Source organism: Pseudomonas sp. TE21435, assembly GCF_056279265.1.
This window is the reverse complement of the sequence record NZ_JBWBQZ010000001.1, coordinates 4,037,621-4,058,180: the sequence shown is the minus strand read 5'-3', so window position 1 is coordinate 4,058,180 and position 20,560 is coordinate 4,037,621. Positions and strand designations below refer to the sequence as shown.

At 63.5% G+C, this 20,560-nt stretch carries 20 protein-coding genes; 10 read left to right on the top strand and 10 right to left on the bottom strand.

Annotation, left to right across the window (positions count from 1 at the left end; translation table 11 throughout):
• Positions 1–91: 91 nt before the first annotated feature.
• The 3 genes from ACZ9C1_RS18385 to ACZ9C1_RS18375 form a co-directional block, all read right to left on the bottom strand.
• The gene (locus ACZ9C1_RS18385; protein WP_102683007.1) at positions 92–862 is read right to left on the bottom strand and encodes a MetQ/NlpA family ABC transporter substrate-binding protein; all 771 of its coding nucleotides are present in this window, start codon (positions 860–862) and stop codon (positions 92–94) included.
• 64 nt (positions 863–926) lie between these two features.
• A complete protein-coding gene (locus tag ACZ9C1_RS18380) occupies positions 927–1,598 on the bottom strand; it encodes a methionine ABC transporter permease (RefSeq protein WP_023632566.1) in 672 nt (223 codons plus the stop codon).
• The gene (locus ACZ9C1_RS18375) at positions 1,598–2,605 is read right to left on the bottom strand and encodes a methionine ABC transporter ATP-binding protein (protein WP_110696963.1); all 1,008 of its coding nucleotides are present in this window, start codon (positions 2,603–2,605) and stop codon (positions 1,598–1,600) included. The genes ACZ9C1_RS18380 and ACZ9C1_RS18375 overlap by 1 nt, the downstream gene beginning before the upstream one ends.
• A 222-nt stretch (positions 2,606–2,827) precedes the next feature.
• Here ACZ9C1_RS18375 and katE point away from each other — a divergent pair, with 222 nt between their 5' ends.
• Complete coding sequence (katE, locus tag ACZ9C1_RS18370) at positions 2,828–4,972, top strand: catalase HPII (protein WP_476254250.1); 2,145 nt, start codon at positions 2,828–2,830, stop codon at positions 4,970–4,972.
• Between the two features lie 115 nt (positions 4,973–5,087).
• On the opposite strand, the gene ACZ9C1_RS18365 is transcribed toward katE, so the two are convergent.
• The 4 genes from ACZ9C1_RS18365 to zur form a co-directional block, all read right to left on the bottom strand.
• Complete coding sequence (locus ACZ9C1_RS18365; protein WP_277502370.1) at positions 5,088–5,795, bottom strand: PA5502 family lipoprotein; 708 nt, start codon at positions 5,793–5,795, stop codon at positions 5,088–5,090.
• A gap of 129 nt (positions 5,796–5,924) precedes the next feature.
• On the bottom strand, positions 5,925–6,707 hold the full coding sequence (znuB, locus tag ACZ9C1_RS18360; protein WP_046853614.1) for a zinc ABC transporter permease subunit ZnuB: 783 nt from the start codon (positions 6,705–6,707) through the stop codon (positions 5,925–5,927).
• A complete protein-coding gene (znuC, locus tag ACZ9C1_RS18355; RefSeq protein WP_110696969.1) occupies positions 6,700–7,473 on the bottom strand; it encodes a zinc ABC transporter ATP-binding protein ZnuC in 774 nt (257 codons plus the stop codon). Before znuC ends, znuB begins: the two co-directional genes overlap by 8 nt.
• Positions 7,470–7,955, bottom strand: a complete 486-nt coding sequence (zur, locus tag ACZ9C1_RS18350) for a zinc uptake transcriptional repressor Zur (protein ID WP_046853615.1) — start codon at positions 7,953–7,955, stop codon at positions 7,470–7,472. Before zur ends, znuC begins: the two co-directional genes overlap by 4 nt.
• A gap of 18 nt (positions 7,956–7,973) precedes the next feature.
• On the opposite strand from zur, the gene ACZ9C1_RS18345 reads away from it, so the two are divergent.
• The gene (locus ACZ9C1_RS18345; RefSeq protein ID WP_476254249.1) at positions 7,974–8,930 is read left to right on the top strand and encodes a zinc ABC transporter substrate-binding protein; all 957 of its coding nucleotides are present in this window, start codon (positions 7,974–7,976) and stop codon (positions 8,928–8,930) included.
• 104 nt (positions 8,931–9,034) lie between these two features.
• On the opposite strand, the gene ACZ9C1_RS18340 is transcribed toward ACZ9C1_RS18345, so the two are convergent.
• Both ACZ9C1_RS18340 and ACZ9C1_RS18335 read right to left on the bottom strand, forming a co-directional pair.
• Entirely contained in the window at positions 9,035–9,985 is a 951-nt protein-coding gene (locus ACZ9C1_RS18340) for a homoserine kinase (RefSeq protein ID WP_277502368.1), read from the bottom strand.
• A gap of 72 nt (positions 9,986–10,057) precedes the next feature.
• Entirely contained in the window at positions 10,058–10,345 is a 288-nt protein-coding gene (locus ACZ9C1_RS18335; RefSeq protein WP_046853618.1) for a DUF2782 domain-containing protein, read from the bottom strand.
• 74 nt (positions 10,346–10,419) lie between these two features.
• On the opposite strand from ACZ9C1_RS18335, the gene polA reads away from it, so the two are divergent.
• Positions 10,420–13,167, top strand: coding sequence for a DNA polymerase I (gene polA, locus ACZ9C1_RS18330; protein WP_476254248.1), 2,748 nt, complete (start codon positions 10,420–10,422; stop codon positions 13,165–13,167).
• Positions 13,168–13,573: 406 nt separating this feature from the next.
• On the opposite strand, the gene yihA is transcribed toward polA, so the two are convergent.
• Positions 13,574–14,206: a ribosome biogenesis GTP-binding protein YihA/YsxC gene (yihA, locus tag ACZ9C1_RS18325; protein ID WP_046853620.1), complete on the bottom strand. Its 633-nt coding sequence runs from the start codon at positions 14,204–14,206 to the stop codon at positions 13,574–13,576.
• A gap of 208 nt (positions 14,207–14,414) precedes the next feature.
• On the opposite strand from yihA, the gene ACZ9C1_RS18320 reads away from it, so the two are divergent.
• From ACZ9C1_RS18320 to ACZ9C1_RS18290, 7 genes are all read left to right on the top strand, one after another.
• Positions 14,415–14,717 (top strand): c-type cytochrome, encoded by a 303-nt coding sequence (locus ACZ9C1_RS18320; RefSeq protein WP_031314666.1) that lies wholly within the window; start codon positions 14,415–14,417, stop codon positions 14,715–14,717.
• Positions 14,718–14,748: 31 nt separating this feature from the next.
• On the top strand, positions 14,749–15,366 hold the full coding sequence (locus ACZ9C1_RS18315; protein ID WP_102683016.1) for a c-type cytochrome: 618 nt from the start codon (positions 14,749–14,751) through the stop codon (positions 15,364–15,366).
• A gap of 165 nt (positions 15,367–15,531) precedes the next feature.
• Complete coding sequence (gene dsbA, locus ACZ9C1_RS18310) at positions 15,532–16,164, top strand: thiol:disulfide interchange protein DsbA (protein ID WP_102683017.1); 633 nt, start codon at positions 15,532–15,534, stop codon at positions 16,162–16,164.
• A gap of 12 nt (positions 16,165–16,176) precedes the next feature.
• A complete protein-coding gene (locus tag ACZ9C1_RS18305) occupies positions 16,177–17,031 on the top strand; it encodes an endonuclease/exonuclease/phosphatase family protein (protein WP_046853623.1) in 855 nt (284 codons plus the stop codon).
• Positions 17,032–17,127: 96 nt separating this feature from the next.
• A complete protein-coding gene (locus ACZ9C1_RS18300) occupies positions 17,128–19,128 on the top strand; it encodes a GGDEF domain-containing protein (RefSeq protein ID WP_476254247.1) in 2,001 nt (666 codons plus the stop codon).
• Positions 19,129–19,158: 30 nt separating this feature from the next.
• Positions 19,159–19,629: a hypothetical protein gene (locus tag ACZ9C1_RS18295; protein WP_139674599.1), complete on the top strand. Its 471-nt coding sequence runs from the start codon at positions 19,159–19,161 to the stop codon at positions 19,627–19,629.
• Between the two features lie 66 nt (positions 19,630–19,695).
• Entirely contained in the window at positions 19,696–20,472 is a 777-nt protein-coding gene (locus ACZ9C1_RS18290; RefSeq protein ID WP_198755725.1) for an N-acetylmuramoyl-L-alanine amidase, read from the top strand.
• Positions 20,473–20,560: the final 88 nt, after the last annotated feature.

The window sequence follows — 20,560 nt, the reverse complement described above, 5'->3', positions numbered from 1 at the left end:
TTCGCCGGCAAGCCGGCTCCCACAATCGTGCAGTCTCTGTGGGAGCCGGCTTGCCGGCGATAGGGCCTCGAAGCGGCCCCAGGCTGCAGGCTTAGAACGCAGGAACCACAGCGCCCTTGTACTTCTCGGTGATGAACTGCTTCACCTCAGGCGAGTGCAGGGCCTGTACCAGTTTCTTCACCGCGTCCGCGTCCTTGTTGTCCTCGCGGGTCACCAGGATGTTCACGTACGGAGAGTCCTTGCCTTCGATGGCCAGGGCGTCTTTTTCCGGGTTGAGCTTGGCTTCCAGCGCGTAGTTGGTGTTGATCAGGGCGGCATCGACCTGGGTCAGCACACGCGGGATGGTCGCGGCTTCCAGTTCCCGGAACTTCAGGTTTTTCGGGTTCTCGGCGATGTCCTTGATGGTCGACAGGATGTTCGTGTTGTCCTTGAGCTTGATCACCCCGGCCTTGTCCAGCAGCAGCAGGGCGCGGCCGCCGTTGGTGGCGTCGTTGGGAATGACCACGGCGGCGCCGGAAGGCAGTTCGTCGAGCTTCTTGACCTTGGTCGAGTACACGCCCAGCGGCTCGATGTGCACGCCGGCGACGCTTACCAGGTGAGTACCCTTGGCCTTGTTGAACTCATCCAGGTACGGCTGGTGCTGGAAGAAGTTGGCGTCCAGGCGCTTTTCCGAAACCTGCACGTTCGGCTGGATGTAGTCGGTGAACTCCTTGACCTTCAGTTCCACGCCTTCCTTCGCCAGCTGTGGCTTGACGAAGTTGAGGATCTCGGCGTGCGGTACCGGGGTGGCGGCGACCGTCAGGGTCTCGGCGTGGGCCGAGAAGGCCGCGACCGCGGCGACAACAGCAAGCAGCTTCTTCATTGATCACTCCTTGTGAGGGCCGCGACGGCCCCCGAACGGGTCGGCCGGGCCGACCCCATTGGGGTTACTTACGGGAAAAATGCACGACCAGCTTGTCGCCGATCATTTGCAGTACCTGGACCAGGATGACCAGCAGCACCACGGTGACGATCATCACGTCGGTCTGGAAGCGTTGGTAGCCGAAGCGGATCGACAGGTCACCCAGGCCACCGGCCCCGACCACGCCGGCCATGGCGGTGTAGGACACCAAGGTGATGGCGGTCACGGTGATGGCGGCGATGATGCCCGGCATCGCTTCAGGCAGCACGGCCTTGAAGATGATCTGGCGGGTGGTGGCGCCCATCGACTGGGTAGCCTCGATGATGCCGCGGTCCACTTCACGCAGGGCGGTTTCCACCAGCCGCGCGAAGAATGGCGTGGTTCCCACCACCAGCGGCGGGATGGCACCGGCAACGCCCAGCGAGGTGCCGGTGATCAGCACCGTGATCGGGATCATCACGATCAGCAGGATGATGAACGGCACCGAGCGCACGATGTTGACGATGGTCGCCAGCACGGCGTAGACCTTCTTGTGCTCGAACATCTGCCGTGGGCTGAACAGGAACAGCACGACGCCCAGTGGCAAGCCCAGCAGGATGATGAAGGCCAGCGAGATGAACAGCATGACCATCGTGTCGTTGGTCGCCTGCCAGATCTCGACCCAGTCGACGTTGGCGAAATAGCTGAGGATGTCCATCAACGCAGTACCTCCATATGTACGTCAGCTGCAGTGAAGCGGGCGAACGCCGCCTCCATGTCTCCACCGATCAGGGCAAGGGTCAGCTGGCCATAGGGGATGTCCTTGATGCGGTCGATGCGCCCGGCAAGGATGCTGTAGTCCACGCCGGTTTCGCGGGCCACGGTGCCCAGCAGCGGCGCGTAGGTGGCGCAGCCCTGGAAGGTCAGGCGCACGATGCGCCCCGGCACATGGGCGAAATCGTCGCGTTGCTCGTTCTCGTCGACCTGCTCGTCTTCCTGGACGAAACGCTTGGTGGTGGCGTGCTGCGGGTGCAGGAACACGTCGGCCACCGGGCCCTGCTCGACGATCTGCCCGGCATCCATCACCGCCACGCGGTCGCAGACCCGGCGGATCACGTCCATCTCGTGGGTGATCAGCACGATGGTCAGCTTCAGCTCGCGGTTGATCTCGGCCAGTAGTTGCAGCACCGAGGCGGTGGTCTGCGGGTCGAGGGCGCTGGTGGCTTCGTCGCACAGCAGGATCTTGGGGTTGGTGGACAGGGCGCGGGCGATGCCGACGCGCTGCTTCTGCCCACCCGACAGTTGCGCCGGGTACTTCTTGGCATGCTCGGAAAGGCCGACACGGGCCAGCAGCTCGGTGACGCGCTTGTCGATCTCGCCACGCGACAGCTCGCCCGCCAGCACCAGCGGCAGGGCGACATTGTCGGCGACGGTCTTGGAGGCCAGCAGGTTGAAGTGCTGGAAGATCATGCCGACCTGCTGGCGGAAGCGCCGCAGCTGGTTCGAGTCGAAGGCGGTGACGTCTTCACCGTCGACCACGATCTTGCCGCCGGACGGCTCCTCGAGGCGGTTGATCAGGCGCAGCATGGTGCTCTTGCCGGCACCGGAGTGGCCGATCAGGCCGAACACCTGGCCATCTTCGATGGTCAGGCTGGTCGGGTTCAGGGCCGGGATATCCCTACCGGCGACGCGGTAGGTCTTGTGGACATTTTGAAACTCGATCACTGAGCGAACCTTGTGGGGCGCATGGAATTTGGGTCAGCGGTTAGCCGGGGCGCGCATTTTAGCCTTTTCCCCTGCGTGTTCTTAGCATTTATTTCGTCACGCTCCAATCCAATCGGCATAACGCGACGGTCGGCAATCCGATTGAACGCATCCGATGGCAGCCCAGTCACTAATTGAACAAGCCCGAACGGGCAGCCTGAAGACTGATGAGGAGAGCCGAAGATGCCCAGCAAGACGCCGCAGGCGCCACAGCCCAGCCCTGTCGCCGGCACCGACACCCCGGACAAGGCCAACACCAACGCCAAACTGCAGAGCCTGGAGGCGTTTCGCAGCGACGCCAGCGGCCAGGCGCTGCGCACCAACCAGGGTGTGAAGGTCGCCGACAACCAGAACAGCCTCAAGGCCGGCGCCCGTGGGCCTTCGCTGCTCGAAGACTTCATCATGCGCGAGAAGATCACCCACTTCGACCATGAGCGCATCCCCGAGCGTATCGTCCATGCCCGCGGGACCGGCGCCCATGGCTACTTCCAGAGCTACGGCTGCCATGCCGAGCTGACCAAGGCCGGCTTCCTGCAAGACCCCGAGAAAATCACCCCGGTGTTCGTGCGCTTTTCCACCGTGCAGGGTCCACGTGGCTCGGGCGACACGGTGCGCGACGTGCGCGGCTTTGCGGTGAAGCTCTACACCGATGAAGGCAACTTCGATCTGGTCGGCAACAACATGCCGGTGTTCTTCATCCAGGACGCGATCAAGTTTCCCGACTTCGTCCACGCGGTCAAACCCGAACCGCACAACGAGATGCCCACCGGCGGCTCTGCCCACGACACCTTCTGGGACTTCGTGTCGCTGGTGCCGGAATCCGCGCACATGGTCATGTGGGCGATGTCCGACCGGGCCATTCCGCGCAGCCTGCGCATGATGGAAGGCTTTGGCGTGCACACCTTCCGGTTGATCAATGCCCAAGGCGTGGCCAGCTTCGTCAAGTTCCACTGGAAGCCGCGCCAGGGCGTGCACTCGGTGCTGTGGGACGAAGCCCAGAAGCTTGCCGGCAAGGACACCGACTATCACCGCCGCGACCTGTGGGAAGCGATCGAGACCGGGCATTATCCGGAATGGGAGCTGGGCGTGCAGATCGTGCCGGAGGCCGACGAGCACAAGTTCGACTTCGACTTGCTCGACCCGACCAAGATCATCCCCGAGGAGCTGGTGCCGGTGACGCCGCTGGGCAAGATGGTGCTCGACCGCAACCCGGACAACTTCTTCGCCGAAGTGGAGCAGATCGCCTTCTGCCCCGGGCATATAGTGCCGGGCATCGATTTCAGCAACGACCCGTTGCTGCAGGGCCGGCTGTTCTCCTACACCGACACCCAGATAAGCCGCCTGGGCGGGCCGAACTTCCACGAGATTCCGATAAACCGCCCTGTCGCGCCCAATCACAGCAGCCAGCGCGATGCCATGCACCGCATGACCATCGACAAGGGCCGGGCGTCCTACGAGCCCAACTCGATCGATGGCGGCTGGCCGAAGGAAACGCCGCCCGCCGCGCAGGATGGCGGTTTCGAGAGTTACCAGGAACGTATCGACGCGAACAAGATCCGCCAGCGCAGCGAGTCGTTTGGCGATCATTTCTCCCAGGCGCGGCTGTTCTTCCAGAGCATGAGCCCCACCGAGCAGCAGCACATCATCAAGGCCTACAGCTTCGAGCTGGGCAAGGTCGAGCGCGAGGCGATCCGCGCGCGGGAAGTGAACGAGATCCTGGCCAATATCGATCTCAAGTTGGCGGCAGCGGTGGCGGCCAACCTCGGCCTGCCGGCGCCGAAGGCCGGCACGGTCAAGGTCAAGGGCAGCAAGCCGGCACAGTCAAAGGCCTTGAGCCAGATGAACCACCCCGGGGACATCGGCATCAGTGGGCGCAAAATCGCCATCCTGGTGGCTGATGGCGTGGATGACGCGAGTGTCGACAAGGTGGTCAAGGCGCTGGAGGCGCAAAGTGCGCGTCCCATGCTGCTGGGGCCGACTTCGGCACCCGTGGAGACTGCCGCTGGCAAGCAGCTGCCGGTGGATGCATCGATGGAGGGCATGCCCTCGGTGATGTTCGACGGGGTGTGGGTGCCGGCGGGCAAGGCTTCGCTGGAGGCGCTGGAAAACAGCGGCGTGGCCAAGCACTTCCTGCTCGAGGCCTACAAGCATCTCAAGCCCATGGGCGTAGCCAGTGAGGGCAAGCTGCTGCTGAACAAGCTGGGACTCAAGGAAGATGCGGGGCTGTTGCTGGGCGATGACCAGAAGGCGCTCGAGGCCTTCTTCAAAGCCGTCGAGGGGCACCGGGTGTGGGCGCGGGAGGCGGCTGCCGAAGCTGTTCCTGCATAATCGGGGGCTGCTTTGCAGCCCATCGCCGCGGTTCGTCGCCATGACAAGCCGGCTCCCACAGATTGCAGGCGGTCCCTGTGGGTGCCGGCTTGCCGGCGATGAGGCCCTGACAGGTTTATTGCTGATGAGGGATCAATACCACCTGCGCCGGCAATGAACGCTGGATCTCATGCTTCTGCTTCAGCTCGAAGCCACTGTCGAGCTTGCGCACTCGCTTCTCCAGCAGGGTCTTGAGCCAAGGCGCATCCTCGGTACGCGGCACCTGGAACACCACCTCGCACTGATAACTCACCACGTCCGCCGCGATATCGTCCAACTGGCGACGCATCGCCCGGCTATCGGTGGTTTTCAGCGCCACGACGGTGGTCGGCGCGGTCGGGTCGATCACCCGGGCCTTGGGCTTGGACGCGGCAGCCTTGAGCGCCGCTTCGGCCTTTTCCAGTTCGGCCTTGCGTGCCTGGGCCACGGCATCGCCGCCGGTCAGGGCCGGTGCTTGCGGCATCAGCGCCCGGGCGCGGGCCAATGCCGTGGCAGCGGCATTCACATCGCCCTTCTGCAGGACGATCTGGCTACGGCGCAGGTAGGCCTCGGCCAGCTGGCGCTGGCGCGGCTCCAGGCGTGCGTCATCCGGCGCCTGGGCCTGCAAGGCGGCCAGTTGATCCTCGGCGGTGGCCAGCTCGTTGCTGGCGATGCTTTGCTCGAGCTGCTGCCAGGCATCGGGCTGGGCAGGCGCCACCGGCTGTTCGGCCGGCTTGCTGGAGCAGGCAGCCAGGAACAGGGAAAACGCGGCAACAAGCAGATAACGTGAGGCGAACGGCTTCATTCCTGCGACTCTCTATTTGCGCAAAAAGCGAGCAAGTCTACACCCAGGTGCGCACGCTCGAAAACAGGTCTTCTCAGACTCGAAACCTGCGAAAAGGTTGCAGGATGCGCCTGCGCGCACCCTGAAAATTCAGCGTTTCGGCAACGCCAGGCTCAGCAAGAATAGCACTGCCGCACAGACCACGATCGAAGGCCCGGCCGGGGTGTCCTTGAACCAGGACAGCGCCAGGCCCCCGCAGACCGCGGCAACCCCCAGCAGGCTGGCGCCAACGGCCATCTGCTCCGGTGAGCGGGCGTGACGCTGTGCCGCGGCGGCCGGGATGATCAGCAGCGAGGTGATCAGCAGCACGCCAACGATTTTCATCGCCACCGCGATCACCACGGCGATCAGCAGCATCAGTGCCAGGCGCAGGCCGGTCACCGGCAAGCCTTCGACCATCGCCAGTTCCTCGTGCACGGTCACCGCCAGCAATGGTCGCCAGAACATCGCCAGCAGCACCAGCACCAAGGCGCTGCCGCCGAGGATCCAGGCAAGGTCGGTAGGGCTGATCGCCAGCAGGTCGCCGAACAGGTAGGCCATCAGGTCGATGCGCACATCGTGCATGAAGCTCAGCACCACCAGCCCCAGCGACAGCGTACTGGGGGCGAGGATGCCGAGCAGGGTGTCCGAGGCCAGCGGCTGGCGCTGCTGCAGGGTCACCAGCAGGATCGCCAGCAGCAGGCAGCCGACGGTCACCGCCAGCGCCGGGCTGACATCCAAGGCGAAGCCCAGGGCCACGCCGAGCAGCGCGGCATGGGACAGGGTGTCGCCGAAATAGGCCATGCGCCGCCACACCACGAACGAGCCCAGGGGGCCGGCGACCAGCGCCAGCGATACACCGGCAAGCAGGGCGTAGAGAAGAAAATCAGCCATGCTTGCAGTGCTCTCCGTGAACATGGGCGCCGGGGGCGATCACCGACCCGTGCAGGTCGTGGCTGTGATCGTGATGGTGGTGATAGACGGCCAGGCTCGGGGCGTTCTGGCCGAACAGCTCGACGAAGGCCGGGTCGTTGCTGACCTGTTCCGGGTGGCCCGAGCAGCACACGTGGCGGTTGAGGCAGACCACCTGGTCGGTGGCGCTCATCACCAGGTGCAGGTCATGGGAAACCATCAGCACGCCGCAGCCGTGGCGGTCGCGCAGGCGAGTGATCAGGTTGTACAGCTCGGTCTGGCCAACCACGTCGACACCCTGCACCGGTTCGTCGAGTACCAGCAGCTCGGGCTCGCGCAGCAGCGCGCGGGCCAACAGCACACGCTGCATCTCGCCACCGGAGATGGTCTGGATCGGGTTGTCGATCACCTGCTCGGCGCCGACTTCCTGCAACGCCGCCAAGGCTGCCGCACGGTCTACACCGGGCACCAGGCGCAGGAAGCGCAGCACCGACAAGGGCAATGTGGCGTCCACCTGGATCTTTTGCGGCATGTAGCCGATGCGCAGCCTGGGCTTGCGCCACACTTTGCCGCGATGCGGCTTGAGCAGCCCCAGCACGGCGCGCACCAGGGTGGTCTTGCCAGCGCCGTTGGGACCGATCAGGGTAACGATCTGGCCCGGTGCCACCGCCAGGTCGATGCTGTCGAGCACCGCTTCGCCAGCGAAGCTGACACCGACCTGCTCGAGGCGGATCAGGGCATCGCTCATGCCTTGCCCCGGCAGTTGCCGCACAGGCCGACCACTTCGACGGTTTGCGTCTCGACCGCAAAGCCCACGGCATTGGCGCTGCTGACGATGGCGTCGCTGATGCTGTTCTGCTCCAGCTCGATGGCGACATGACATTCGCGGCAGATCAGGAACTGCCCCTGGTGCGCGTGCTCGGGGTGGCTGCAGCCAATAAAGGCATTGAGCGAGGCGATGCGGTGCACCAGGCCATTTTCCAGAAGGAAGTCCAGGGCACGATAGACGGTCGGTGGCGCGGCGCGGCGGCCGTCCTGCTCGCTGAGCACGGCGAGGATATCGTAGGCGCCCAGCGGCTTGTGGCTCTGCCACACCAGCTCCAGCACGCGGCGGCGCAGGGCGGTCAGGCGCAGGCCCTGACGGTTGCACAGCGCGTCGGCCTCGGCCAGCGCACTGTGGACGCAATGGGAGTGATCGTGGGGACGGTGGGCCAGCGGCGTGATGGACATGGGCAGCGACGGTTCAGGATGGAGACGTTATTATGTTACCTGTTTCTGACGACCCGAGTATCCACCGTGTCCCGAATCCTTGCCCTCTTTGTCGCTTTCATCGCTTTTTCGGCGCACGCCGACGTGCGCGTGCTGACTAGCATCAAGCCCCTGCAACAGATCGCCGCCGCCGTTCAGGACGGTGTCGGCAGCCCCGATGTGCTGCTGCCGCCGGGCGCCTCCCCGCACAACTACTCACTGCGCCCCTCCGACGTGCGCAAGGTGGCCGATGCCGACCTGCTGTATTGGATCGGCCCGGACATGGAAGGTTTCCTGCCCCGCGTGCTGAAGAGCCGCGCCAAGCCGACCGTGGCCGTGCAGTCGCTGTCGGGCATGCAGTTGCGTCATTTCGGCGAGGACAGCCACTCCCATGACGAGGAAGACCACGACGATCATGACCACGACCACCGCCCGGGCAGCCTCGATGCACACCTGTGGCTGTCGTCGCTGAATGCCCGGGTGATCGCGACGAAGATGGCCGGCGACCTGGCAGCGGCCGACCCGGCCAATGCCCTGCGCTACCAGGCCAACCTCAAGCAGTTCGTCGAGCGCCTGGATGCCCTGGATGCGCGCATCAAGCAGCGTGTGGCGGGGATCGCCGGCAAGCCTTACTTCGTGTTTCACGAGGCGTTCGACTACTTCGAGGCCGCCTATGGCCTGAAGCACACTGGCGTGTTCAGCGTGGCGTCTGAGGTGCAGCCGGGCGCGCAGCACGTCGCCGCCATGCGCAAGCGCTTGCAGGCGGTGGGCAAGACCTGCGTGTTCAGCGAGCCGCCGCTGAGGCCGCGCCTGGCCGAGACGCTGACGGCCGGGTTGCCGGTGCGGTTGGCCGAACTGGATGCGCTGGGTGGCACCGACAAGGTGGATGGCAAGGGCTATGAGCGCTTGCTGGAGAAGCTTGGCGGCGACCTGGTCGGCTGCCTGGAGCAGCTCTGAGGCTGTAGGCGGACCAAGTGGGAGTGGGCTTGCCCCGCGATAGCGTTGGCAGGCCCGGCGCTATCGCGGGGCAAGCCCGCTCCCACATATGCCGCTATTGCCTATCAGAGCGCGAACGGCAGCTTCAGCGCAACCTGCTGGCGTTGCGCCAGGCGCACCTCGAACTCGCTAGGGTCATGGATCATCACGTCCATCCCGGCGAACGCCTGCGCCGCGATCAGGCGCGACAGCCAGAAGCGCACGCACGCCACCCGCAGCATTACCGGCCACAGCTCCGCCTCAGCGGCGGTGAACGGCCGCAGTGCCGCGTAGGCGCCCAGCAATGCCTGGGCGCGTGGCAGGTCGATACCACTCTGCTCGTCCAGGCACCAGTCGTTCACGGTGATGGCGATGTCGTACAGCATCGGCCCGGAGCAAGCATTGTAGAAGTCGATCAGCCCGGTCAGGTGAGTGCCTTCGAACATCACGTTGTCACGGAACAGGTCGGCGTGCAGGTTGGCCTTGGGCAGGGCGAGGATCTGCGCCTTGTGCGCGGTGATTTCCGCCAGCGCCGGTTGCAACAGCCCGGCTTGCTCCCGGTTCAGGCTCGGCAGCAGCTCGGCGCCCGATTCCAGCATCCAGTCCAGGCCACGGTCGGTGCGGCGCTCGATGATGCGCTCGCGGGTGGCCAGGTGAATGTGGGCCAGCAACTCGCCGACCTGGGCGCAATGCTGGTTGTTCGGCAGCTTGATGTGCTTGCCCGACAGTCGCGGCTGCAGCAGCGCAGGCTTGCCGCACAGTTCGCGCAGGCCATGCCCTTCGCGGTCGCGCAGGGCGTAGGGCACGGGCATGTCGGCATCGTGCAGCACGTCGAGCAGTTCGATGAAGAACGGCATGTCTTCAGCCGGCCCACGCTCGATCAGTGTGAGGACGAACTCCCCTTTTTCCAGGCTGACGAAGAAATTGCTGTTCTCGGTACCGGCGGCGATGCCCTGGAAGTCGAGCAGGCGGCCCAGCTCGTATGGCGCCAGAAAGGTTTCCAGCTCAGGCCGGGACACAGGGGTGAAGACTGACATGTTGAAGAATTGCCCATGCGGGCACTTCCGCCCGGAAGTGCCTGGTTGATAAGAACGATACGCGTTACTAGCTTACCACTCGAAGATCTTCCAGGACGGAATCAGCATGTCCGGCTGGTCGGAACGAATGAAATTGCCTTCGGAGCCATCGGCGCGTACCAGGAAATAAGGCTTGCCGTTCTTCGGCGTGACCTTGATCGCATACAGGAAACCGTTTTGCCGGTACTCCTGGATGGTTTTATCGCCTTCCGTGCGAATGGTTACATCGGGATCGGCCGATGGGGCTTCGTCCGCCGCCTGGGTGACGACTGGCATGGTGGCCAGCAGACCGAGCAGTAACAGGCGATTGAGTGTGCGCATGATAACCTAGTCCTTTTGTCGTCATTGATCCGGCTATTCTAGCGCCGGACCCGTCGAAAAGGTTGATTCTCCTCATGAGCCAAGCGCCCCTCGTCCTGGTGGACGGTTCGTCCTACCTCTACCGCGCCTTCCACGCGCTGCCGCCGCTGACCACCTCCAAAGGCATGCCCACCGGCGCGGTCAAGGGCGTGCTGAACATGCTCAAGAGCCTGCGCAAGCAGTACCCGGACAGCCTGTTCGCAGTGGTCTTCGACGCCAAGGGCGGGACCTTCCGCGACGCCATGTTCGCCGAGTACAAGGCCAACCGCCCGAGCATGCCCGACGACCTGCGGGTGCAGGTCGAACCGCTGCACGCCAGCGTCCGCGCCCTGGGCTACCCGCTGCTGTGCGTCGAAGGCGTGGAGGCCGACGACGTGATCGGCACCCTGGCGCGCAGCAGCGCCGCCGCCGGCCGCCCGGTGATCATCTCGACCGGCGACAAGGACATGGCCCAGCTGGTGGACGGCCACGTTACCCTCGTCAATACCATGACCGGAAGCGTGCTCGATATCGCCGGTGTGCACGAGAAGTTCGGCGTAGGCCCCGAACACATCATCGATTTTCTCGCCCTGATGGGCGACAAGGTCGACAACATTCCCGGCGTGCCGGGCGTTGGCGAAAAGACCGCGGTGGGCCTGCTGACCGGTATCGGTGGCGGCCTGAGCGATGTGTACCAGAACCTGGACAAGGTGCCGGGCCTGGCCATTCGAGGCGCCAAGACCCTCGCCGCCAAACTCGAGGAGCACCGCGACGCGGCCTTCCTCTCCTACGAGCTGGCCACCATCAAGTGCGATGTGGAGCTGGATGTCGAGGTGGACGCCCTGGTCTGTGGCGAACCCGACCGTGAAGCACTGATGGCGCTCTATACCGAGATGGAGTTCAAGAGCTGGGTTGCCGAAGTCCAGCGCAGCGCGCCCCAAGCCGGTAATGGCGCCGCTGTCGCCGAGGCTGTTGCCGAGAAGGTCGAGCCGAAGTACGAAACCATCCTCGACCAGGCTCGCTTCGATGTCTGGCTGGAAAAGCTGCGCCAGGCGCCGCTGTTCGCCTTCGATACGGAAACCACCGGCCTGGACGCCCAGCAGGCGCAGATCGTCGGCCTGTCGTTCGCCGTCGAGCCCCATGAAGCCGCCTATGTGCCCCTGGCCCACGACTACGAAGGCGCTCCGGCCCAGCTGGACCGCGAGCGTGTGCTGCTGGCGCTCAAGCCACTGCTGGAGGACCCGGCCAAGGGCAAGATCGGCCAGAACGCCAAGTACGACATCAACATCCTGGCCAACGGCAGCCCGGCCATTCACATGCGCGGCGTGGCCTACGACACCATGCTCGAGTCCTACGTGCTCGACTCCACCGCCACCCGTCACGACATGGACAGCTTGGCGCAGAAGTATCTGGACCACACCACCATCGCCTTCGAGGATATCGCCGGCAAGGGCGCCAAGCAGCTGACCTTCAACCAGATCCCGCTGGACAAGGCCGGCCCCTACGCCGCCGAGGACGCCGATATCACCCTGCGCCTGCACCATGCGCTGCAGGCACGGCTGGCCCAGACGCCCAGCGTACTGCCGGTGCTGATGGATATCGAGATGCCGCTGGTGCCGGTGCTGGCGAAGATCGAGCGCCAGGGCGCGCTGGTCGATGCCGGGCTGCTCGGCGTGCAGAGCGGTGAGCTGGGAGCGAAGCTGGTCGAGCTGGAGCGTGAGGCGTATGCGCTGGCCGGCGAGGAATTCAACCTGGGCTCGCCCAAGCAGCTCGGTGCGATTCTCTACGACAAGCTGGGCATGCCGGTGCTGAGCAAGACCGCCAAGGGCCAGCCGTCCACCGCCGAGGCGGTTCTGGATGACCTGGCCGAGCAGGGCTACCCGCTGCCCAAGGTGCTGATGCAGTACCGCAGCCTGAGCAAGCTCAAGAGCACCTACACCGACAAGTTGCCGTTGCAGATCAACCCGCGTACCGGACGCATCCATACCTCGTATCAGCAGGCTGTGGCTGCCACCGGTCGCTTGTCGTCCAGCGACCCCAACCTGCAGAACATCCCGATCCGCACCGCCGAGGGCCGGCGCATTCGCCAGGCTTTCGTGGCCAGCCCCGGCTACAAACTGCTGGCGGCGGACTATTCGCAGATCGAGCTGCGTATCATGGCCCATCTGGCCAAGGACGAAGGGCTGCTGCACGCCTTCCGCAACGACCTTGACGTGCACCGCGCCACCGCCGCGGAAGTGTTCGGTGTCGCCCTAGAGAACGTCACCACCGACCAGCGCCGTAGCGCCAAGGCGATTAACTTTGGCCTGATCTATGGCATGAGCGCATTCGGCCTGGCCAAGCAGATCGGCGTTGATCGCAAGCAGTCCCAGGACTACATCGACCGCTATTTCGCCCGTTACCCAGGCGTGCTGGCCTATATGGAGCGCACCCGCGCCCAGGCCGCTGAAAAGGGCTTCGTCGAAACCCTGTTCGGGCGTCGCCTGTACCTGCCGGACATCAACGCCAAGAACCCGTCCTTGCGCAAAGGTGCCGAGCGCACCGCGATCAACGCGCCGATGCAGGGCACCGCGGCAGACATCATCAAGCGCGCGATGGTGGCGGTGGACAACTGGCTGACCGAGAGCGGGCTGGATGCGCGGGTGATCCTGCAGGTGCACGACGAACTGGTGCTTGAGGTGCGCGAAGATCTGGTCGACCAGGTGAAAGCCGAGATTAGGGTCCACATGAGCGGTGCGGCGCAGTTGGACGTGCCGTTGCTGGTGGAAGCGGGTGTTGGCTCGAATTGGGACGAAGCTCACTAAACGCAGCGTGAAAGCTGTGTAGGATCTGCGGCGTAGTGTCGCGGATCCGGCGCAGGCCTGGGGCCTTAGATCGAGAGTTTCATGAAACTATCGCAAATAGTTTCCAGGGGCTCGGAACTAAACCGGTGAACCGCCACTCAGAGGTACTGAATGGCTGGTGAAGCCTTTCGATGCTCCTATGTTGTGTTAAGTGTTGGCAGATATCTGGACCCCGCCCTAGCGGTCCGGACTTGGACCCCGAACTTCCCCCTCCCCATACGAAGTCCGGGGTTTTTTTTGCCCGGAATTCAGGAGTTGCATCGGTCCTTGTAGGAGCGGCTTCAGCCGCGATCACCCGCAAAGCGGGTGCCACGTAACGAGGCGCTTGTTTCGCGGCTGAAGCCGCTCCTACAGGTTTCGTGGCCATTCATGCCACCGGCTTGTCTTCCAGCTCCATCCAATCCGCCAGCACGCGATAGGCCTCTTCCAGGCCCAGGCGCTTGGGCGCCGAAAACAGCTGGATGGTCGCGGTGTCGCCCCAGCCCTTGCGAATCTCCGACTGCACCTTGAGCAAAGTGTTCTTGCCCGCGCCGTGGGTCAGCTTGTCGGCCTTGGTCAGCAGGATGTGCATCGGCATGCCGCTGGCCTTGGCCCAGTCGAGCATCATCTTGTCGAAGTCGGTCATCGGATGGCGGGTGTCCATCATCAGGATGATCCCGCGCAGGCATTCGCGGCTACCCAGATAGGCCTCCAGGTGTTTCTGCCAGTGCTGCTTGAGCGGAATCGGCACTTTTGCATAACCGTAGCCCGGCAGGTCGACCAAACGCCGTTCATCGTCCAGACTGAAGAAATTCAGCAGCTGGGTGCGGCCGGGGGTCTTCGAGGTACGCGCCAGGCTGGCGTGGGTCAGGGTGTTGAGGGCGCTGGATTTACCGGCGTTGGAACGGCCGGCGAAAGCCACCTCGTAACCCTGGTCTTCGGGGCATTGTTCGACCTTGGCGGCGCTGAGGGCGAATTTGGCTTTCTGGCAGAGGCCGAGGATGGGGTTCTTGACTTGCATGGGATTTCCGATGTGGGTGTTGCCCAGCGCTGGAGGCGTAGGACCAGGCCTGGCAAGCGGTGTCGTTTCCGTTTGGCTGGCGGAAGTATATAATGCCCCAGTTTTTGTGTGCTCATTCGCCCAGCGAAGGCAATTGAGCATGGGGTGTCGAACAATAGCTCGCGCAACAGAACGCAGCGCGGCCCCCAACCCTGTCAGGTCGTTTCGCATGGCGAAATGGCTGCTTGCTGTCGGTATGTTCCTGCCGTTTTTCAGCGCACAGGCTACACAGGATCCCGAGGCGTTGTACAACCGCACGTGCGCGGCCTGTCACGCCGGACAACTGCCCCAGGCACCCAGAAGCGGTGACCGGGCGGCCTGGGAGCCAAGGCTGGCGCAAGGCATGGCGCAACTGGTGGTGCATGTTACACAGGGTTTCAAGGCTATGCCGCCGCGTGGATTGTGCATGGACTGCAGTGCCGAGGACTACCGTTTGGTCATCCTTTGGATGAGCGGCAGTCCCGATACATAACATTTCACCCTTAGCCGTGTTGGATTAGCTGATGAACAAACTAGTCGTGAGTCTGCTGTTGACCATGGGGGTCGCAGGTGCGGCAACTGCTGCGGGACCCATCAAAGGCGATGCCGCCGCCGGCCAGGCCAAGACAGCTGTCTGTGGGGCCTGTCACAACCCGGACGGCAACAGCCTGGCACCGAATTTCCCGAAGCTCGCCGGCCAAGGTGAGCCCTACCTGAACAAGCAGTTGCACGACATCAAGGACGGCAAGCGTACCGTGCTTGAGATGACCGGCATGCTGGCCAATTTCAACGAACAGGACCTGGCCGACATCGCCGCTTATTTCGCTAGCCAGAAAGGCAGCGTGGGTGCCGCCGATCCGAAGCTCGTCGAGCGTGGTCGTGCCTTGTTCAACGGCGGCAACCTGGAGAAAGGCATGCCGGCCTGCACCGGTTGCCATTCCCCCAACGGCGCAGGCATCGCCCTGGCGAAGTTCCCGCATCTCAGTGGCCAGCACGCGCAGTACGTCAGCAAGCAGCTGACCGACTTCCGCGAAGGCAACCGCACCAATGACGGCGACGCCATGACCATGCGCACCATCGCCGGCAAGCTCAGCAACAAGGACATCGAAGCGCTGTCCAGCTACATTCAGGGCCTGCACTGAAATACGCGTTAACACTCGGTTAATGCTTCAGCGCTAAAGATGAAAAGGGCAGCCCGCGCTGCCCTTTTTTCTGTCCGTAGCCGTTACACTACAGAACTCGAGCCCTTCCCGACCTGTCCTACACAGGTCGCGTCGAGGCGACCAAAGACTGCTCAGGAGTAAAGCATGCGTAAACTGATTCTCAGCGCTGCGCTGGTCGCCGCCAGCGTATTCGGTATGGCCGCCGTCCAGGCTGCGGAGCCTGTGGCCGGCAAGGAATATATCGAGCTGAGCAACCCCGTGCCGGTATCGGTGCCAGGCAAGATCGAGGTCGTCGAGCTGTTCTGGTATGGCTGTCCGCACTGCTACCACTTCGAACCGACCATCAACCCTTGGGTCGACAAGCTGCCCAAGGACGTCAATTTCAAGCGTGTGCCGGCCATGTTCGGTGGTCCCTGGGATGCCCACGGCCAGATGTTCCTCACCCTCGAAGCCATGGGTGTTGAGCACAATGTCCACAACGCGGTGTTCGACGCCATCCAGAACAAGCGCATGCGCCTGACCAAACCTGAGGAGATGGCCGACTTCCTGGCCACCCAGGGCGTGGACAAGGACAAGTTCCTCGCCACCTTCAACTCCTTCGCCATCAAGGGCCAGGTCAATCAGGCCAAAGAGCTGGCCAAGAAGTACGAAATCACCGGCGTACCGAGCCTGGTGGTCAACGGCAAGTATCGCTTCGACCTGGGTACCGCCGGTGGTCCGGAAGGCGTGCTGAACGTCGCCGACCAGCTGATCGCCAAGGAGCGCGCCGCTAAGTAAGCGGCGAATGCCATGGGCCGCTTTCGCTCAACCCGAAGCGTCGGCCTGCACCAGCCGCAGGTCAACGAACATCACCTGCAGGCCAGCGGCCTGCCGGCCGATGGTCGCCTGCGGCTGCTCAGTTTCAATATCCAGGTCGGTATCAGTACCGAGCGCTATCGCCACTACGTGACCCGCAGTTGGCAGCACTTGCTGCCGCACAACGGGCGAGCCGGCAACCTGCAGAAGATCGGTGACCTGCTCAACGACTTCGACCTGGTGGCCTTGCAGGAAGCCGACGGCGGCAGCCTGCGCTCCGGCTTCGTCAACCAGGTGGAGCACCTGGCCCAGCTGGGGGCATTCCCCTACTGGTACCAGCAGCTCAATCGCAACCTGGGGCGTTTTGCCCAGCACAGCAACGGTGTGCTCAGCCGCCTCAAACCCCAGCACCTGGAAGACCATCCCCTGCCCGGCCCCTCTGGGCGAGGGGCGATCCTCGTGCGTTTCGGCGAAGGTGCCGACGCCCTGATCGTGGTGATGATGCACCTGGCGCTCGGCTCCAAGACGCGCGCCCGGCAGCTGGCCTATATCCGCGAGCTGATCGGTGGCTATCGCCACCAGATCCTCATGGGTGACATGAACACCCACGCCAACGACCTGCTTGACCATTCGCCCTTGCGGGATCTCGGGCTTGTCGCTCCTCAGGTCGAGGCCACTTTTCCCAGCTGGCGTCCCCAGCGCTGCCTTGACCACATCCTGCTCAGCCCGAGCCTGACACTGGAGCGTGTCGAGGTATTGGCACAGCCAATTTCCGATCACCTTCCCGTCGCCGTCGAGATCCGATTGCCTGATGCCCTGACTGTGGATACGCTGCCGGTCCTGAGTTAGTCCTGCCTGGGCGAATCCTGCACTCAAGTGTTGGGCTTTTCCGCCGAAATCCAGTGATTGCAGGACTAGATGCCATTACCCGTTGCGGATCCAGGCATGACCGAAGAAGCCGAGCGCTGGAAAGAAAAATACCTCAAGAGCATCGAGCAGCAGGAAAAGCTCGAGCGGCGCTGGGAAGCCCGCCTCGACCTGCTGCGTCGTGGCCTGGTGCGCAGCACCCTGGCGGCGGAAGGTAGCGACAAGATCGTGGACCAGTGCATGAAGGAAATGCGCGAGGTCATCCGCAGCGACAATATGGACGCCGGCCTCGCCGGGCTGATTCCGCGCCTGGAAAAAGCCGTGCTCGACTCCGAGCAGCGCCGCGAAACTCGCATGAACCAGGTTAGCGAGGCGCTGACCGCGCTGGTTACCCAGTTGCAGACCTTGCCCCTGCCGGGCGATGTGGCACGTCCGTTGAAAAAGCTGGCGAAGAAGCTCGACGGTGGCGTCAGCCAGTCCCGCGAGCTACCGCCCTTGCTGGGCGAGCTCAGTGGTTTGCAGGGGCGCGCCCTGGATGCTGTGCAAAAGCCCGATGATGAAGCTCGCCCCGGGTTCCTGCAGCGCCTGTTTGGTGGCCGTGACGAGCCCCAAGGGGAATTGGCGACCGCACCTGTTGCCATCGAGGCGACGTCGCCCGTACTCCAGCCAGCCGCTGCAGCCCCGGTCATCGCACCTGAGCCACAGCCCAGGGATGCCGACGAACTGCACGCCCTGGCACCTGCCCCTCAAGCCTTGCCCGAAGCGGCACAGGCAGTGGATGAAACGGTGCCCGTCGAGCTGCCTGAAGCGGAAATCGAATTACCCGGCCCGGCGCTGGTTGAAACCACGCCGTTGGTCGTTGCCGATCCGCATCCCGAAGCCGAGCCATCGGTGGCCGCGGTTGCCGAACCTGTACCCGAGCCTTTGACTGTCATCGAGTCGGAGCAAGCCGCAACGGATGAACCGGACACAGTGGCGGAGCTGGTCACCGTCGATGATGGCCCCTATGCCCTGCCCGATGCGGTCGAGCCGCCCTACAGCCAGGTTGCCGCCCATATCGAGCAGACGCTGATCGGCTTGCTCGACGACCTGAGCCTGCCCGAGCGCCACAAGGCCCAGGCCCTGGAGATGCGCGAACGGGTTTCGCGGGGGCTGAACTGGTACGAGCTGATCCCGGTACTGGATGACCTGGCCGTGCTCATGCTGGCGATCACCGACAGCGGCCAGCATGAGTTCGAGGCTTACCTGCAGCAGCTCAACGAGCGCCTGGAAACCTTCCAGAGCCACCTGCACGAAGCCAGCGCCGGCCATGCCGACAACAGCTCCGCCGCCCGAGAGCTCGACAGCCAGCTGCGCGAGCAGGTCGATGGCTTGCAGAGTAGTGTGCAGGGGGCTGCCGATGTCGACAGCCTCAAGCATATCCTGGAGAACCGCCTCGAAGGCCTGTTGGTGACCATGGATGCTCACCAGCACGAGCGTGACCGTCGTGAGCATGAGCTGGCTGGTCGCCTGCACGGATTGGCCGAACGTGTGGCGAGCATGGAGCAGGAGGCACTGGGTTACCGCGAGCACCTTGAAGAGCAGCGGCAGAAAGCGATGATCGATCCGCTGACCGGCCTGCCCAATCGTGCGGCCTGGTCGGAGCGAGTCGAACAGGAAGTACTCGACTGGCAAGAAAACGGCGGCCATCTGGCGATGGCCATCCTTGACCTCGATCATTTCAAGCGCATCAACGACGGCTACGGCCACCTGGCGGGCGACAAAGTGCTCAAGATCGTCGCCGACCAGCTGCGCAAACGCCTGCGTGGCGGTGACTTCATCGCCCGCTTCGGTGGTGAGGAATTCGTCCTGCTGTTGCCGCAAACATCGCCGCCCGCCGCAGCGCAGGTGGTCGAGGCACTGCGTGCGGCGATCGAAGCCTGCCCATTCCACTTCAAGGGCGAACGAGTGGTGATCACTACGTCCATCGGCCTGAGTGCCTTCCGCGCCGGCGAGCGCGGCGACCAAGTGCTCAAGCGCGCGGACGAAGCCTTGTACCGGGCGAAGGACAAGGGGCGTAATCGCGTCGAGCAGGCATAAGTAACTACCGCTTGTGGGGCGTTGCCCTGAATGAAACTGCGTGACGGAAGGCTGGAACTTCAGCCAGAAACCTCCTATTCATTTCCGTCTTGCGAAGTACTGATCATGAAAATCTCTCGTTTGTTGATGGCGTCCTTGATGACGCTGGCGTTTCACAACCTGGCGTTTGCCGAGCAGGTACTGTTTACCGCACACATCAGTCACAAAGGCACGATTTTGAATCAGTCGCCCACATGGATCACTGAGGTCAAACGGGTCGTGCAGAAGGACTACATGACTGAATACACCCTGCTTCTTGACTCAAAAATCACCCAAAGCGATCCGGCGTTCTGCAGCATGTCGCCCATAGATGTCGGGACTTATGAGCGGCTTTTACACGGGCAGGGCAAAGTGATCGGCAAGCCTTCAGTGGAGATGGTGAGGGTCGCTACGCAGTTGGTGGACCTCAAGGGACCTTCCGGCGATAACTCGATGGCGTTTCAGTTGATGTGCGTTCGCTGAGGCGCAAGGCTTGGAGCACGTTATACTGTAGCGCTGTTGTCGGCTCATCATGGCGTGCTCCCTGCAATGAAAACACTCATCACTGCCTTGCTCCTGCTGGTCCTGGCAGGCTGTTCCAGTGGCCTGCGTATCGACCGCAGCCACCCCTCGGCCAATCAGGACAGCCGCATCCAGTTCGTCGTCGTGCACTACACCAACGCGTCGCTGGAGCGCTCCCTCGCCCTGCTGACCCACGGCGAGGTCAGCAGCCATTACCTTATCGGCGACGGCCCGGCCACTGTCTATCAACTGGTAGACGAGAACCGCCGCGCCTGGCACGCAGGGGATAGCCAGTGGCAGGGGCGCACCTGGCTCAATTCCAGCTCCATCGGCATCGAGATCGTCAACGAGGGCTACACGGACACGCCGACCGGGCGTGTCTGGCACCCTTACAGCGAAGCCCAGGTGCAAGCGCTGATCGCCCTGCTCAAGGATATCGTCAAGCGCAACAATATCGACCCGCGCCACATCATCGGCCATAGCGACATCGCCCCGCTGCGCAAGCTCGATCCGGGCCCGCTGTTCCCCTGGAAGCGTCTGGCCGAGGCCGGCCTGGGTGTCTGGCCGGATAGCGCTGCGGTGGCGCGGCAACAGGCCTTTTTCGAGGTCAACCCGCCAAGCATCAGCTGGTACCAGCAGCAACTGTCGCGCTTTGGCTATGCCATCGACCAGACCGGTGAACTGGACGTGGCCACCCGGCATGTGATCGCGGCCTTCCAGATGCGTTTCCGCCCGCGGCTGTTCGATGGCACGCCGGATGCACAGACCGCCGCGATGTTGCAGGTGCTTAACCGCAAGCGCTGACCCGAACTTTTCGGACGCTTGGCGCGCAAGCGGGCCAATTCACATGCCCAGCGGCTGCGCCAAGCTTTGATTCCGTTGCTATACCTTT

Coding starts and splice junctions, on each gene's coding strand:
- zur (WP_046853615.1), bottom strand. CDS start 7,955: ATGTCCATCACGCCGCTGGCCCACCGTCCCCACGATCACTCCCATTGC.
- ACZ9C1_RS18380 (WP_023632566.1), bottom strand. CDS start 1,598: ATGGACATCCTCAGCTATTTCGCCAACGTCGACTGGGTCGAGATCTGG.
- ACZ9C1_RS18300 (WP_476254247.1), top strand. CDS start 17,128: ATGACCGAAGAAGCCGAGCGCTGGAAAGAAAAATACCTCAAGAGCATC.
- ACZ9C1_RS18340 (WP_277502368.1), bottom strand. CDS start 9,985: ATGTCAGTCTTCACCCCTGTGTCCCGGCCTGAGCTGGAAACCTTTCTG.
- ACZ9C1_RS18295 (WP_139674599.1), top strand. CDS start 19,159: ATGAAACTGCGTGACGGAAGGCTGGAACTTCAGCCAGAAACCTCCTAT.
- dsbA (WP_102683017.1), top strand. CDS start 15,532: ATGCGTAAACTGATTCTCAGCGCTGCGCTGGTCGCCGCCAGCGTATTC.
- znuC (WP_110696969.1), bottom strand. CDS start 7,473: ATGAGCGATGCCCTGATCCGCCTCGAGCAGGTCGGTGTCAGCTTCGCT.
- ACZ9C1_RS18315 (WP_102683016.1), top strand. CDS start 14,749: ATGAACAAACTAGTCGTGAGTCTGCTGTTGACCATGGGGGTCGCAGGT.
- ACZ9C1_RS18290 (WP_198755725.1), top strand. CDS start 19,696: ATGAAAACACTCATCACTGCCTTGCTCCTGCTGGTCCTGGCAGGCTGT.
- yihA (WP_046853620.1), bottom strand. CDS start 14,206: ATGCAAGTCAAGAACCCCATCCTCGGCCTCTGCCAGAAAGCCAAATTC.
- znuB (WP_046853614.1), bottom strand. CDS start 6,707: ATGGCTGATTTTCTTCTCTACGCCCTGCTTGCCGGTGTATCGCTGGCG.
- ACZ9C1_RS18335 (WP_046853618.1), bottom strand. CDS start 10,345: ATGCGCACACTCAATCGCCTGTTACTGCTCGGTCTGCTGGCCACCATG.
- ACZ9C1_RS18385 (WP_102683007.1), bottom strand. CDS start 862: ATGAAGAAGCTGCTTGCTGTTGTCGCCGCGGTCGCGGCCTTCTCGGCC.
- katE (WP_476254250.1), top strand. CDS start 2,828: ATGCCCAGCAAGACGCCGCAGGCGCCACAGCCCAGCCCTGTCGCCGGC.
- ACZ9C1_RS18345 (WP_476254249.1), top strand. CDS start 7,974: ATGGAGACGTTATTATGTTACCTGTTTCTGACGACCCGAGTATCCACC.
- ACZ9C1_RS18365 (WP_277502370.1), bottom strand. CDS start 5,795: ATGAAGCCGTTCGCCTCACGTTATCTGCTTGTTGCCGCGTTTTCCCTG.
- ACZ9C1_RS18320 (WP_031314666.1), top strand. CDS start 14,415: ATGGCGAAATGGCTGCTTGCTGTCGGTATGTTCCTGCCGTTTTTCAGC.
- polA (WP_476254248.1), top strand. CDS start 10,420: ATGAGCCAAGCGCCCCTCGTCCTGGTGGACGGTTCGTCCTACCTCTAC.
- ACZ9C1_RS18305 (WP_046853623.1), top strand. CDS start 16,177: ATGGGCCGCTTTCGCTCAACCCGAAGCGTCGGCCTGCACCAGCCGCAG.